Origin of the sequence: Ruania suaedae (assembly GCF_021049265.1) — a bacterium.
GTDB lineage: Bacteria > Actinomycetota > Actinomycetes > Actinomycetales > Beutenbergiaceae > Ruania > Ruania suaedae.
On record NZ_CP088018.1, the window covers coordinates 2,957,669 to 2,971,098 of the forward strand.

Genomic DNA, 13,430 nt, shown 5'->3' on the forward strand with positions numbered 1-13,430 from the left:
GCTCAGCCGGACTCCGCCGAGCCGGCAGGAGCGACTATCGGTGGTCACGCCAGGAGTGCGCGGGGGCGTAGCCCAGCACGCGTCGAGCCTTCTCGATGGAGAGCATGGTGGTGTGCTCCCCGAGCTCGCCACGGATCGGCACGTCCGGGAACACCTCGGCCACCAGGTCCGCGTTGGTACGGGTCATCACGGTGTCCGGGGAGGCGATGATGAACCGGTCGAAGCCCGGGGTGTCGTACTCCAGGGCCTTGAGGACCGCCTGGGCGCCATCGCGGGCATCGATGTAGGACCACAAGTTCCACTTGCGGGTGCGCGCATCGTCGTCGAAAGGGAACTGCTCGTAGTCCTGCGGATACATCACGTTGGAGAAGCGCAGCGCAATGATGCTGAGCTCGGGGTCCCACCGGGTGAGCTCGACCGCCATCGTCTCCTCGAGGTGCTTGACCAGCGAGTACGTCGACTCCGGCCGCCCCGGGTACTCCTCGTCCACCGGGATATAGGGCGGAGGGGTGTCGAACGGAAGACCGAGAACCGTCTCACTGGAGGCCGTGACGACTTTCCGGATCCCCAGACGACGGGCCGCGGTGAGCACGTGATACGTCGAGAGCATGTTGTTGCGGAAGGTGGCGACATCGCTACTCAACCCAGGCGCCGGGATAGCCGCGAGGTGGACCACCGCGTCGACACCATCGGACTGGTCATCGATGTGCGCCAGCGCATCGATGACCTGGCCGTAGTCGGTCAGGTCGACGCGGGTGAAGCCCGCCGCTCGTTCCCCGAGTGCGTCCAGCGCTCGGACGGTGTGCCCGGCCTCGCGCAGATGGTTGACGACGACGCGGCCCAGCTTTCCTGAACTTCCTGTCACGGCGATTCGCATGTCTCGAGCCTGCGTGCTCACTCCCCGCACGGCAAATCGGCCGCCGCCTTGCGTGAACCAGCCGCACAGGCTGGGCCTCCTCAGGCGCCGAAGGTCATCTCCCGCGCCTGCGCGTAGCGGCCGGGCAGGGTGTCATCGCGCTCGTCAGGGACCGCGAAGTCCTTCGCACCGGACAGGCCCCACTCCGGCGGGGAGTCCGCACCGGAGAGAGCCCACGCGGCCTGGCGGGCGGCGCCGTCGGCCACGTACTCCCCCGGCTGCGGCACGGTGACCGGGATGCCCAGCACGGCGGGGGCGATTTGGCGCACCGCCTTCGACTGAGCGGCGCCACCGATCAGGAGCACCCGCTCCACGGGCACCCCACGGGCCTGCAGCGCGGCGAGCCCGTCGGCCAACGAGCACAGCACCCCCTCGACGGCGGCCCTCGCCAGGTGCGCGGGCGTCGTGTTGCCCAGGCGCACCCCGTGCAGGGCGCCGCTGGCGTCCGGCTTGTTCGGGGTGCGCTCCCCCTCGAGGTAGGGCACGAAGGTGAGTCCGTCCGCCCCCGCCGGGGCGGACAGGGCCAGCTCGGCGAACTGGTGGTGGTCGACCCCGAGGAGCCGGCCGACCGCGTCGAAGACCCGGCTGCCGTTGAGGGTGCAGGCCAGCGGCAGGTATCGACCGGTGGCGTCGGCGAAGCCGGCCACCAGTCCCTCGGGATCGGCGACGGGCGCCTCGCTGACGGCGCTGACCACGCCGGAGGTCCCGATGGAGATCGCGACGTCCCCGGGGCGCATCCCCAGCCCGAGGGCGGCGCCGGCATTGTCACCGGCGCCGGCGCCCAGGACGAAGGTGTCGCTTCGCCGGGCCACCGCCCCCGGCTCGACCACGGCCGGCACCCCGATGCGGCGGCCGAAGGCCCGCTCGAGCAGCTCCAGGTCGTAGCCGCCGCCGGCGGCGTCGAAGTAGCCGGTCCCGGAGGCGTCCGAGCGGTCGGTGGTGAGCCGCTCGAGCCCGGCCGGACCGCTGCCCGGCCCGTCGCCGGCCAGCCGCCAGGTGAGCCAGTCGTGCGGGAGGGCCACGGCGGCCACCCGCGCGGCGTTGTCCGGCTCGTGCTCGGCGAGCCAGCGCAGCTTGGTGATCGTGAACGAGGCCACCGGCACGATGCCGACGCGCTCGGCCCAGGCCTGGGCTCCGGCGTCGGGGTCACCATCGCCGAGCTCGTCGATGAGGTCCAGGGCCGCCTGGGCACTGCGGGTGTCGTTCCACAGCAGCGCCGGGCGGACCACCTCTCCGGTCTCGTCGAGCGCGACCATGCCGTGCTGCTGACCGCCCACGGCCACGGCCTCGACGTCGTCGAGGCCCCCGGCGGCCGACGCCGCCACCTGCAGCGCCTCCCACCAGGCGGCCGGATCGACCTCGGTGCCCTCCGGATGGGGCGCCGAACCGAAGCGCTTGAGCGCACCGGTCCCGGCGTCCCGGATCACCACCTTGCAGGACTGGGTGGAGGAATCGATCCCCGCGACGAGGCGACCCGTGAGGGAGGAGGCGGACGGCTGCTCAGGCGTCGTCGCTGTCATCATGGCCCTAGTTCACCCGATCAGGTGGCGCAGGGCCAACTGGTTCAGGCGGACGAAGCCGGCGTTGCGCTCACCGGAGGCGTCGGCGTCGAAGTCCTCGAAGGCGGTGCGGTCGGCGAGCAGGTCGGTCAACGACTCGCCGGCGCCGAGTGTCGGCTCGGACAGCTCGAGCACCCCGGCAGCCTCGAGTGCGGCCTGCACCTCGGGGTCGGCTCGATAGGCCCTGGCCTTCTCCGCCAACAGGAGATAGGTCTCCATGTTCGCGGCTGCCGAGTCCCACACACCCTCGAAGCCCTCAGTGCGGGAGGGCTTGTAGTCGAAGTGGCGCGGGCCGTCGTAAGTGGGGCCACCACCCGGGAAACCGTTCTCGAGCAGGTCGACGGTGAAGAACGCCGAGAGCAGGTCGCCGTGACCGAAGACCAGGTCCTGGTCGTACTTGATGGACCGCTGGCCGTTGAGGTCGATGTGGAAGAGCTTGCCCGCCCACAGCGCCTGCGCGATGCCGTGGGTGAAGTTCAGGCCGGCCATCTGCTCGTGCCCGGTCTCGGGGTTGAGGCCGACGATGTCGCCGTGCTCGAGCTCGGCGATGAAGCCGAGGGCGTGGCCGACCGTGGGCAGCAGGATGTCCCCGCGCGGCTCGTTCGGCTTCGGCTCCAGGGCGATCGTGAGGTCGTACCCCTGGGACTTGATGTAGGCGGCGACGGTGTCCACACCCTCGCGGTAGCGGTCCAGGGCGGCGTTGACGTCCTTGACGCCGTCGTACTCGCTGCCCTCGCGCCCGCCCCACATCACGAAGGTGGAGGCACCCATCGAGGCGGCCAGGTCGACGTTGCGCAGCACCTTGCGCAGACCGAAGCGCCGCACGGAGCGGTCGTTCGCGGTGAAGCCGCCGTCCTTGAAGACTGGGTGGGAGAAGAGGTTGGTGGTGACCATCTCGATGGTCAGCCCGGCGGCGTCGGCGGCCTTCTTGAAGTCGGCGAAGCCCTTCTCACGGGTGGCGTCGTCGGCACCGAAGGGGACGACGTCGTCGTCGTGGAAGGTCACGCCCCAGGCGCCGGCCTCGGCGAGGTGGGGCAGGTACTCGGTCGGGTCCAGGGCGGGGCGGGTGGCCTGGCCGAACTGGTCCTGGGCCGCCCAGCCGACGGTCCACAGACCGAAGGAGAACTTGTCGTCGGGAAGGGGTGTGCGCACCATCGCGGGGCTCCTCGTCACAGCGGATCACGGGTTTGTTGTATGGCACAACTTATCCCGCGCTCTCGGATAGGGTCAACACCCATGGAGGCCGACACCACTGCGAGCGCCGCCCGGCAGCAGAGCCTGCGCGAGCACAATCTCGCCTTGGTGGCCCGCACCGTGCTGCGGGCCGGCACGCCCCCCTCGCGCGCTGCGGTGGCCGCCGGCACGGGCCTGAATCGCGCGACCGTCTCCCGGCTGGTCGCCGAACTGGTGGCCGGCGGCCTGGTCGCGGAGGAAGCGCCGGTCTCGGCGGGAGCCGGCCGCCCGGCCACGCCGTTGCGACCGGCCAGCGGGACGGTCGCCGGCCTGGGCCTGGAGGTGAACGTGGACTTCGTCGGGGCGAGGCTGGTGGATCTGGCGGGCGAGGTGGTGGCCGAGCAGATCGAGACCGGTGACCGCCGCGGCGCCGATCCCGCCGCCACGCTCTCCCGCCTGGCCCACCTGGCCCGGGCCGTGATCGCACAGGCGCCGCGAGTGCGGATCGCCGGAGCCGGGGTGGCGCTGCCCGGTCTGGTGCGCCACGACCACCTGCTGACCGCCCCGAACCTGGGGTGGCAGGAACTCAGGCCGCGTGCGCTGGTCCTCGAGGCCGCGCCGGAGCTCGGCCATCTTCCGATGGTGCTGGGCAACGAGGCCCGGTTCGCCGCGCTCGCCGAGCTGGCCGCCGGACCCGACGAGTCCTTCCTCTACGTCTCCGGTGAAGTGGGGATCGGTGCGGCCATCATCAAGGGCGGCACCTTCTTCACCGGCCTGCACGGTTTCAGTGGCGAGCTGGGCCACGTGAGCGTGGAGCCGTCCGGGCCCCGTTGCCGGTGTGGTGCGCGCGGCTGCCTGGAGACCTTCGCCGGCACGCAGGCCATGGGCTCGGCGGCCGGGCTCCCTCCCGGGGCGACGCCGGCGGATCTCGCCTCACGGCTCGCCGCGGGCGATGTGGATGCTCGCGCGGCAACCCACCGAGCCGCCGTCGCGCTCGGCATCGCGCTCGCCTCGTTCGTGAACCTGGTGGACGTCGGCCAGATCGTGCTCGGCAACGAGCTCGGCACGCTCACCGAGCACCTACGGCCGGACGTCGAGGCCGAGCTGGCAGGCCGGGTCCTGGCTGCGAGATGGGCGCCACCGACTGTGCGGGCGGCCACGGCGGCGACACATCCGGCCCTGACCGGCGCCGCACGCGCGGCGCTCGAGCCGGTGATCGCCGACCCGAGTGCGTGGATCGCCCAGGGCTGACGCGCCGACGGGCCGAGCACTCAGTCCGCGAGGGGTAGCGGGAAGGCGTCGTAGTACATCCGCACCCGGCGCTCACCCGAGGAGGCCTCCGGGTCGCTCTCGCGGCGTTGTTTCGCACGCCCGATGTGCTCCTCCAGCACCTCCTGGACCGCCTCGTTCATGGTGGCGAGCTCGTCGGCGGTGAGGGAGGCGGTCGTGGCCTGCTGCAGACTCGCCTGTACCCAGGGCTGCGGTGCATCGACGTCCTCGGACCAGGTCCGCAGTGCCAGCATCCGCTGTTCGAGCAGCCCGGCCAGCACCGTCCCGGCGAGGGAGCGCAGCACCGGGTCCTCCCGCGCCTGCGTGTCCGGGATGCTGAAGGAGGAGGCCTGCCACCATCGCTCCCGGCCGGTGCCGCGCTCGGCGTCCTCCTCCACCAGGCCGTGCCGGGCGAGCTGGCGCAGGTGGTAGCTCGTCTGGGCGCTGCTCTCGCCGAACCGGTCGGCCAGCTGGGTGGCGGTGGCCGCGCCGACGTCGGTCAGATGAGCGAACATCCGGATGCGCAGCGGATGGGCGAACGCCTTCATCGCGGCATGGTCCAACGGCGCCTCCCGTCGGGGCTCGGACATGGCGACCCACTCTCCCTCTAGACATGCAGACTTTTCTCTGCAAAACTTTCTCTGCAGACATTCCTCTGCAACCAGAGTACCGGGAGAGACACCATGAACCCCCTGATCCACGCCGAGACACCCGGATCGACCCACCGCTGGTCCTCCCTGGACCCGCAGCGACCCAGCCGACCGGAAGCGCCCTGGGCTCCCCAGCGACTGCCGCGGCGGGGCCTTGCCCGACGTCGGGGCCGGAGCCGTCTGGGAGACTGACGCGCATGAGCGAATCGGCCCGCGGCCCTGCCGCCGACCGCACCTGGTGCGACGAGGCGATCCGGCGGGTGCAGGCCGATGCCCAGCGCTCCGCCGACACCCACCTGCACCAGCTGCCGCTACCTGCGGACTGGGGCATCGACGTCTATCTCAAGGACGAGTCGGTACATCCGACGGGGAGCCTCAAGCACCGGCTCGCGCGCTCGCTGTTCCTCTACGCGCTGGCGAACGGATGGCTGCGCGAGGGCACCACCGTCATCGAGGCGACCAGTGGCAACACCGCGGTCTCGGAGGCCTACTTCGCGCGGATGCTCGGGCTGGAGTACATCGCGGTGATGCCGCGCACCACCTCGACCACCAAGATCGCCCGGATCGAGTCCTACGGCGGCCACTGCCACTTCGTGGACTCCTCCTCCGACGTCTATGCCGAGGCCGAGCGGCTCGCCGAGGACACCGGCGGCCGCTATCTGGACCAGTTCACCTACGCCGAGCGCGCCACGGACTGGCGCGGGAACAACAACATCGCCGAGTCGATCTTCGAGCAGATGAGCGCCGAGCGGCACCCGGTGCCCACGTGGATCGTCGCGGCCGCGGGCACGGGCGGGACCTCCTCGACGATCGGGCGCTACCTGCGCTACCGCCGGTACCCGACCGCGCTGGCCGTGGTCGACCCCGAGAACTCCGCCTACTACCCCGGCTGGGCGCAGGGGGTCTCGGACTACGCCACCGGTATGCCCTCCCGGATCGAGGGGATCGGGCGGCCACGCACCGAACCGAGCTTCGTACCCTCGGTCATCGACACCATGCTCGCCGTGCCCGACGCCGCCAGCGTCGCCGCCATGCAGCACCTGGACGAGCGGTTCGGGCGGCGCGCGGGCGCCTCCACCGGCACCTGCCTGTGGGGGGTGTGGACCCTCGCCGAGCAGATGCGCGATGCGGGGCAGACCGGCAGCATCGTCAGTCTGCTGTGCGACTCCGGCGAGATGTACGCGTCCACCTACTACGACTCCGCCTGGCTGGCCGAGCAGGGGATGGATCCCTCCCCGTACCGGGCACGGCTGGAGCAATTCCTCGACGGCGGCGCGCTGGGCTGACGTGCGGGCGCCTCGTGAACCGAGACGACGCCCTGGAGCACCACCGTGCCGTAGTCGGCACACCGGCACTGTGGCCCGTCACTCGCGTACGCCTGCGGAACGACTGCCGCCCGGTACGCCTCCTCAGCGCTGGTGAGAGCGCTTACCATGTGCCCATGGCCTCGGTGACGCTCAGTGATGTGGCCCGCGAGGCGGGCGTCTCCCTGGCGACGGCGTCGCGCGCCATCAACGGCAGTGCCAACCGCACCGTGCGGCCCGAGCTGCAGCAACGCGTGCTCGCCACCGCCGCCCGGCTCGGCTACTCCCCCGACGCGAACGCCCAGGCGATGGCACGCGGACGCACCTCCACGCTCGGTCTCATCGTGCACGACATCGCCGACCCGTACTTCTCCTCGATCGCCGCCGGCGTGACGACAGCCGCGGAGGCCGCGGGCCTGATGGTCACGCTCGCCAGCACCGGACACCGGCCGGAGAAGGAGCTGGCGTTCGTCGACGTGCTGCAGAGTCAGCGGGCCCGGGCGATCGTGATCGCCGGTGGCCGTCAGGACGACCAGGAGGTCAACGAGCGGCTGCGCGCCGCCCTGTCCACCTACCGGTCCCGCGGTGGCACCGTCGCGGCGATCGGGCAGTCGATCCTGGACGTGCACACGGTGGCCATCCACAACGTCGGCGGGGCGGGCGACCTGGCGCGGGCACTGCACGGACGTGGGTACCGCGACTTCGCCGTGCTCACCGGCCCCGGACCGCACCTGACCGCCCGGGAGCGCACCGAAGGATTCACGACGGCGCTGGCCGAGCTCGGCACGAACGTCCGGGCAGACCGTGTGGTCGCCTCGGAGTTCACCCGCGACGGCGGCTACCGGGCGATGACGGATCTGATCGCCCGGGTGGGCCGCGAGGGTCTTGCCGCCTGCGCGGTCTTCGCCGTCAACGACGTGATGGCGATGGGGGCCATGGCCGCCGCGCGGGAGGCCGGTCTGCGCGTGGGTGAGAGCGTGGGGATCGCCGGGTTCGACGACATCGTCACCCTGCGGGACATCACGCCCGGGTTGAGTACGGTCGCGGTCCCGCTGGTGGACGCGGGCGTGCGTGCCACGCGAATGGCCCTGGACTCCGACGGCGAGATCGTCGTGGAGCAGCTGGACGCCACGGTCGTTCTGCGGGACTCGACCCCAGGCCCGTGACCCGACGCCCTCGAGGGCGATGCTTGACCGTGCCGAAGCAGAACCGTATGCTGCGGAAAGCGCATTCCGCCCTGGCTGGTCCACGGGCGAGACCGCCCCGCACCCCCGATCCTTCAGGAGCACCCATGAGCACCCGCACTCTGCGCATCGCGATGAACGGCATCACCGGCCGGATGGGCTACCGCCAGCACCTTCTCCGCTCGATCCTGCCGATCCGCGACCAGGGCGGGATCACCCTCGCCGACGGCACCAAGGTGCAGGTGGAGCCGATCCTGGTGGGCCGCCGCGAGAATGCCCTCGCCGAGATCGCCGCCGAGCACGGCATCGCCGAGTACACCACCGACCTGGACGCCATCGTCACCGACGAGCGCACCGACATCGTCTTCGACGCCTCGATGACCAGCCTGCGCCCGGCCACCCTGACCAAGGCGATGAAGGCCGGCAAGCACATCTTCACCGAGAAGCCCACCGCCGAGACCCTGGAGGAGGCCATCGAGCTGGCCCGCCTGCAGGCCGAGACCGGCGTCACCGCCGGCGTCGTCCACGACAAGCTGTACCTGCCGGGACTGGTCAAGCTGCGCCGTCTGGTGGACGAGGGCTTCTTCGGCCGCATCCTCTCCCTGCGCGGGGAGTTCGGCTACTGGGTGTTCGAGGGTGAGCACCAGGCGGCCCAGCGCCCGAGCTGGAACTACCGCAAGGAGGACGGCGGCGGCATGACCACCGACATGTTCTGCCACTGGAACTACGTGCTCGAGGGCATCCTCGGCTCGGTCAAGTCGGTCACCGCGAAGACCATCACCCACATCCCCACCCGATGGGACGAGAAGGGCGCCGAGTACGCCGCCACCGCCGACGACGCCGCCTACGGCATCTTCGAGGTCGCCGGCCCCGACGGCGAGGACATCATCGCCCAGATCAACTCCTCCTGGGCGGTCCGCGTCTACCGCGACGAGCTGGTCGAGTTCCAGATCGACGGCACCCACGGTTCGGCCGTCGCGGGTCTGAACAAGTGCGTCGCCCAGCAGCGCGGCCACACCCCCAAGCCCGTCTGGAACCCCGACCTGCCGGTCACCGAGTCTTTCCGCGACCAGTGGATGGAGGTGCCCGCCAACGGTGACCTCGACAACGGCTTCAAGGCCCAGTGGGAGGAGTTCCTGCGCGATGTGCTCGCCGGCCGCGAGCACCGCTACGACCTCCTCTCGGCCGCGCGCGGCGTGCAGCTGGCCGAGGCGGGACTGGCCTCCTCCGCCGAGGGCAAGCGCATCGCGCTCGACCCGATCACGCTGTGACCGCCACCCACGACGGCGGAGCCTCCGTGACCGATCTGTCCCGCCTCTCCCTCAACACGGCCACCACCAAGGCCCTGACCCTCGCCCAGGCGGTCGACGTGGCCGCCGGGGCCGGGCTGGGCGCCGTCGGCCTCTGGCGGGATCGGGTGGCCGAGGCGGGCCTGGAGAACGCCGCGAGGATCGTGGCCGACGCCGGTCTGCGGGTCTCCTCGCTGTGCCGGGGCGGCTTCCTGACGGCAGCCGAGCCGTCCGGCCAGTCGGACGCCCTCGAGGACAACCGTGCCGCGATCGTCGAGGCCGCCACGCTCGGCACGTCCGAGCTGATCATGGTGGTCGGCGGGCTCCCGGCGGCCACCACACCCGGTGGGCCCGCCGAGCCCCACGGCGACAAGGACATCGTCGCGGCCCGCGCCCGGGTGGCGCACCGGATCGGCGAACTTGCGCCGTTCGCAGCCCAGCACGGGGTGCGCCTGGTGCTGGAGCCGTTGCACCCGATCTTCGCCGCCGACCGCGCGGTGCTGTCCACCCTCGGGCAGTGCCTGGACCTGGCCGCCGAGTTCCCGCCCGAGCAGGTCGGCGTGGTCGTCGACACCTATCACGTGTGGTGGGACCCGACGCTGCGTGAGCAGATCGCGCGTGCCGGCCGCGAGGACCGGATCGCCTCCTATCAGGTGTGCGACTGGATCCTGCCGCTGGCGGTCGACCCGCTGCTCTCACGAGGGTTCATGGGTGATGGCTACATCGACTTCCCCACCATCACCCGGTGGGTGAGCGAGGCCGGCTACGCCGGTGACGTCGAGGTGGAGATCTTCAATCAGGAGATCTGGGACGCGCCCGGTGCTCAGACGGTGGCGACCATGGCCGAACGCTACGCCACGCTGGTCCAGCCCTACCTGTGACCGGGCCCGGCTCCGAGTGGCGAGTGCTCTCATCCTGCCTAGGATGAGAGGACGGGACGTTGCCGGGGACATGCACAGACCCCGGGCAACGCCCCATCGCAGACACAACAAGGAGGCGACGATGACGGACGCAACTGGTAGCACCGGGCCGATCACCGAGGTTCGCGAGGGCATGACGGTCTTCGATTCCGGCGGTGAGAAGGTCGGCACCGTCCGTGACATCCAGATGGGCGACCCGGGTGCGACCACCTCCGCAGGACAGGAGAACGACCGCGGCAACAGCCTGGTCGGGAACGTGGCCGACGCGCTGCGGATCGACTCCCTTCCCGAGGCTGCCCGCGAGCGCCTCATGCGCGTGGGGTTCGTGCGTGTGGACTCCAGTGGCCTCTTCCACCGGGACCGCTACGCCGCCAGCGACGAGATCGGCGCGGTGAAGGACGATGCCGTGCACCTCACGGTCGCCGGCGACCATCTCCTGCACTGACCCCGGCCTGGGCGCACCGGCGGTGCGCCCAGGACACTCGTCAGTACGACCGACACCGCGTAGGCCCGTCGTGGCCTGCGCGGTGTCGTGCGTGCGTGCGGCACCGGGTGAGCGCCGGTGAAGGAGCCGGTGGAGGAGTTCACCCTCGAGATCGGCGAGGGCTTGAACGTCTCGCCCGGGTCCGCCCGAGCCGCGGGCGCCGCGCCCCGGCGACGGCGCAGCTCTCCCTGGCCCTGGGTCGCTGCGGCACTCGCGCTCGCCGTGTCCGGTGTGGCGATCTCCCCCGGCGGTGAGCGCCCGGATCCTCGCCCGCCCCAGACAGCGTGGACCCATCCGTCGACGCCGGGTCGCGCACCAGGCGCTTGGACGCTCGAGGGGGCCCCGGTGGTCGCGAGCTCGACCGGCGTCGCCGCGTTCGAGCCCACGACCGGTGCCGAGCTCTGGTCGGTGCCGCTGGACGATCCGGCGTGCACCGCTGCCGCAGAACAGCTGACCTGCGTGCACGGCCAGGGCGAGGGCGCGATGATGGCGACGATCAGCGCCTCCGGAACACTCCACGAGGAGCCACTCCCCGGAGCCGATATCGCGATGGCGTACGACGGCGATCTCCTCGTCGGTGGCCTCGAACCCGAACGCCCGTGGCTGGGCCGGTTCACCGCGGAGCAGCCGCGCCGGGAGATCTGGCGCGTGCGCGCCGAGCGCCCCTCCGATGCGATGCGCTGGCAGGGAATGACACTGAGCCAGGGGGTGGCGACCGTCCACTCGGGGCGCGACGCCGACGGCTGGGCCCGGTTCGGGATGGCCGCCGAGGTCGAGACCGGCGAGATGACGACGGCCATCGTGCTCGCCCCCGGAGGCAGCTCCGGGTTCGGCGCCGGGCCACCGCTGGGAGCCGATCCGGACATGCTGCTCCCGCTCGCCGGCCCGGGTCTCGATGTCCCCGGCCGGCCGGAGGCGGTGGTCAACCGGCGCGGGGTCTTCACCGAAGCCGACGGTGATCCGTTGCTGGAGGTCAACGGCTTCTCGCTGGCCGCCTATGGCGACGACATCGTCGCCTTCACCGCCGACCCCGGCGCACCGCCCGAGCACCGGGAGGTGCGGATCGAACGCCTCGACGTGCGCACCGGTGAGTCGCTGTGGGCGATCCCGCTCGATCTGGTGGCGACCTGCCCATGCGCCCGGAGCGCGGACACGTTAGTGCTCACCGACCTGGTCGAGCGCGAGGATCCCCCGGAGTTCACCAGCCCGGTGCGGGTTCGGGCACTGCTCGGCGTCGACCCCGAGGCAGGGCTGCTCCGCTGGCGCCTGCCGGTGACCGGACCGCCCGACGCCTTCACCGCCGATGTGGGCCGGTTGTACGTCCTGGCCGAGGGCACCCTGACGGCCTACGCGACACGTTGACTCCGGGTGAGAATGGGATGATGGTGAGCGGTCGGACCGACGAGTTCACCCTCGATGGCGAGGGGCCACCCGGCACGGCGGCGCCCGGCGAGCCCCGACGACGCGGGCCGGCTCGGACCGCAGGCTCACCCTGGCCATGGGTCGCCGCGGCGATGGCTCTGCTCGCGGCCGGGGTGGTGGTCTCCCCCGGCGGGGAGCGCCCGGCGGCCGGTCCGCCGCCGGCGGCGTGGACGCGTGAGGTGCCCGCCGGCCGTGCCCCGTCGGTCTGGGTGAGCGGTGAGCGCACCCTCGTGGCGTCCGCGACCTCGGTCTCCGGCCTCGAGGCAGCCACCGGGGAGGACCTCTGGTCGGTCCCGCTGGACGATCCAGCCTGCACCGAGCAGGCCGGGCAGCTGACCTGCGTGCACGGCGAGGGCGAGGACGCCGTGATCGCCACCGTCACCGCCGAGGGCGACGTCAGCGAGCGCCCCTTCCCGGGCGCGAGCGTGGCCCACGCCGCCGGCGACGCCCTGCTGGTGGCCGGGCTGACCGAGTCGGGCGTGCCGTTCGTGGACCGCTACGAGGAAGGCGTGGCACAGCGCACCTGGCGCACGGCACTGGACCAGCCGTTCGGTGAGCACCCCTTCGGTCGGGCCACCGTGAGCCAGGGCGTCGCGACGTTCTACCGGACGCTGAGCGACCCCTACCCGTTCCTCGCGGTCGAGGTCGCGACCGGTGAGCAACAGCCGACCGTCATCCTGACCCCGCGGGGCCGGATGGTGGGGATGAACGACGGTGTCGAGTCGGGCGACCTGCAGATCGTGCCGGTGCCGGGGCCGGGGCTGGACCTGCCCGATCACCCCGACGCGGTCGTCACCACCTCCGGGGTCACGACTCCCGGGGGCGAGATGGAGTACGCCAGCGTCTCCGGCACCATCGTCGCGGCGCTCGGCCAGGACGTGCTGGAGTGGGGCTTCGCCCCGCCGGACGCCCCCTACGATCCGGCGTCGCCGCCCACCGGCCTCCCGGGCACGTTGGCCAGGGTCGACGTGTTCGGCCGAGGGCGGTCGTGGAGCACGCCGACCGACGGGATCCTGGGGTGCCCGTGCGCCGTCAGCGAGAACACTGCAGCCTTGCTCACCAGTCGCTGGGTCCAGGATTCCGACCAGCCCGACCTCGAGCCGTATGCGATCCACGGCTTCGACCTGGGCGACGGTTCGACCCGCTGGTCGATACCGCTCACCACCGCACCCGACGGCGTCGCCGCCGGGCCCGACCACCTCTACGTCCTCAGCGAGGGCACCCTGACCGCCTACGTCGATCGCTGACGGCTGGGTGATG

12 protein-coding genes are annotated in these 13,430 nt (G+C 71.7%); 8 read left to right on the plus strand and 4 right to left on the minus strand.

Features of this window, described 5'->3' with window-relative positions:
• Positions 1-34: 34 nt before the first annotated feature.
• The 3 genes from LQF12_RS13675 to xylA form a co-directional block, all read right to left on the minus strand.
• The gene (locus LQF12_RS13675; RefSeq protein ID WP_231053461.1) at positions 35-877 is read right to left on the minus strand and encodes an NAD-dependent epimerase/dehydratase family protein; all 843 of its coding nucleotides are present in this window, start codon (positions 875-877) and stop codon (positions 35-37) included.
• A gap of 80 nt (positions 878-957) precedes the next feature.
• On the minus strand, positions 958-2,439 hold the full coding sequence (gene xylB, locus LQF12_RS13680) for a xylulokinase (protein WP_231053462.1): 1,482 nt from the start codon (positions 2,437-2,439) through the stop codon (positions 958-960).
• A 9-nt stretch (positions 2,440-2,448) separates the two neighbouring features.
• A complete protein-coding gene (xylA, locus tag LQF12_RS13685; protein ID WP_231053463.1) occupies positions 2,449-3,630 on the minus strand; it encodes a xylose isomerase in 1,182 nt (393 codons plus the stop codon).
• Between the two features lie 81 nt (positions 3,631-3,711).
• Between xylA and LQF12_RS13690 the strand changes: the two genes are divergently transcribed.
• Positions 3,712-4,899: an ROK family protein gene (locus LQF12_RS13690; protein WP_231053464.1), complete on the plus strand. Its 1,188-nt coding sequence runs from the start codon at positions 3,712-3,714 to the stop codon at positions 4,897-4,899.
• 20 nt (positions 4,900-4,919) lie between these two features.
• Here the strand turns inward: LQF12_RS13690 and LQF12_RS13695 are convergent, their stop codons facing one another.
• Positions 4,920-5,507 (minus strand): ArsR/SmtB family transcription factor, encoded by a 588-nt coding sequence (locus tag LQF12_RS13695; protein ID WP_231053465.1) that lies wholly within the window; start codon positions 5,505-5,507, stop codon positions 4,920-4,922.
• 257 nt (positions 5,508-5,764) lie between these two features.
• Here LQF12_RS13695 and LQF12_RS13700 point away from each other — a divergent pair, with 257 nt between their 5' ends.
• From LQF12_RS13700 to LQF12_RS13730, 7 genes are all read left to right on the plus strand, one after another.
• Positions 5,765-6,853, plus strand: a complete 1,089-nt coding sequence (locus LQF12_RS13700) for a PLP-dependent cysteine synthase family protein (RefSeq protein WP_231053466.1) — start codon at positions 5,765-5,767, stop codon at positions 6,851-6,853.
• Between the two features lie 155 nt (positions 6,854-7,008).
• Positions 7,009-8,037 carry a LacI family DNA-binding transcriptional regulator gene (locus tag LQF12_RS13705; RefSeq protein WP_231053467.1) on the plus strand — a complete coding sequence of 343 codons (1,029 nt, stop codon included), beginning with the start codon at positions 7,009-7,011 and terminating at the stop codon, positions 8,035-8,037.
• Between the two features lie 125 nt (positions 8,038-8,162).
• Positions 8,163-9,326 (plus strand): Gfo/Idh/MocA family protein, encoded by a 1,164-nt coding sequence (locus LQF12_RS13710; protein ID WP_231053468.1) that lies wholly within the window; start codon positions 8,163-8,165, stop codon positions 9,324-9,326.
• A complete protein-coding gene (locus LQF12_RS13715; RefSeq protein ID WP_435531192.1) occupies positions 9,323-10,225 on the plus strand; it encodes a sugar phosphate isomerase/epimerase family protein in 903 nt (300 codons plus the stop codon). Before LQF12_RS13710 ends, LQF12_RS13715 begins: the two co-directional genes overlap by 4 nt.
• A gap of 121 nt (positions 10,226-10,346) precedes the next feature.
• Positions 10,347-10,709: a hypothetical protein gene (locus LQF12_RS13720; RefSeq protein WP_231053469.1), complete on the plus strand. Its 363-nt coding sequence runs from the start codon at positions 10,347-10,349 to the stop codon at positions 10,707-10,709.
• 117 nt (positions 10,710-10,826) lie between these two features.
• Positions 10,827-12,110: a hypothetical protein gene (locus LQF12_RS13725; protein WP_231053470.1), complete on the plus strand. Its 1,284-nt coding sequence runs from the start codon at positions 10,827-10,829 to the stop codon at positions 12,108-12,110.
• Positions 12,111-12,127: 17 nt separating this feature from the next.
• Positions 12,128-13,417, plus strand: a complete 1,290-nt coding sequence (locus LQF12_RS13730; RefSeq protein WP_231053471.1) for a hypothetical protein — start codon at positions 12,128-12,130, stop codon at positions 13,415-13,417.
• Positions 13,418-13,430 lie beyond the last annotated feature (13 nt).

Coding starts and splice junctions, on each gene's coding strand:
- xylB (WP_231053462.1), bottom strand. CDS start 2,439: ATGATGACAGCGACGACGCCTGAGCAGCCGTCCGCCTCCTCCCTCACG.
- LQF12_RS13690 (WP_231053464.1), top strand. CDS start 3,712: ATGGAGGCCGACACCACTGCGAGCGCCGCCCGGCAGCAGAGCCTGCGC.
- LQF12_RS13720 (WP_231053469.1), top strand. CDS start 10,347: ATGACGGACGCAACTGGTAGCACCGGGCCGATCACCGAGGTTCGCGAG.
- LQF12_RS13730 (WP_231053471.1), top strand. CDS start 12,128: ATGATGGTGAGCGGTCGGACCGACGAGTTCACCCTCGATGGCGAGGGG.
- xylA (WP_231053463.1), bottom strand. CDS start 3,630: ATGGTGCGCACACCCCTTCCCGACGACAAGTTCTCCTTCGGTCTGTGG.
- LQF12_RS13695 (WP_231053465.1), bottom strand. CDS start 5,507: ATGTCCGAGCCCCGACGGGAGGCGCCGTTGGACCATGCCGCGATGAAG.
- LQF12_RS13700 (WP_231053466.1), top strand. CDS start 5,765: ATGAGCGAATCGGCCCGCGGCCCTGCCGCCGACCGCACCTGGTGCGAC.
- LQF12_RS13705 (WP_231053467.1), top strand. CDS start 7,009: ATGGCCTCGGTGACGCTCAGTGATGTGGCCCGCGAGGCGGGCGTCTCC.
- LQF12_RS13710 (WP_231053468.1), top strand. CDS start 8,163: ATGAGCACCCGCACTCTGCGCATCGCGATGAACGGCATCACCGGCCGG.
- LQF12_RS13675 (WP_231053461.1), bottom strand. CDS start 877: ATGCGAATCGCCGTGACAGGAAGTTCAGGAAAGCTGGGCCGCGTCGTC.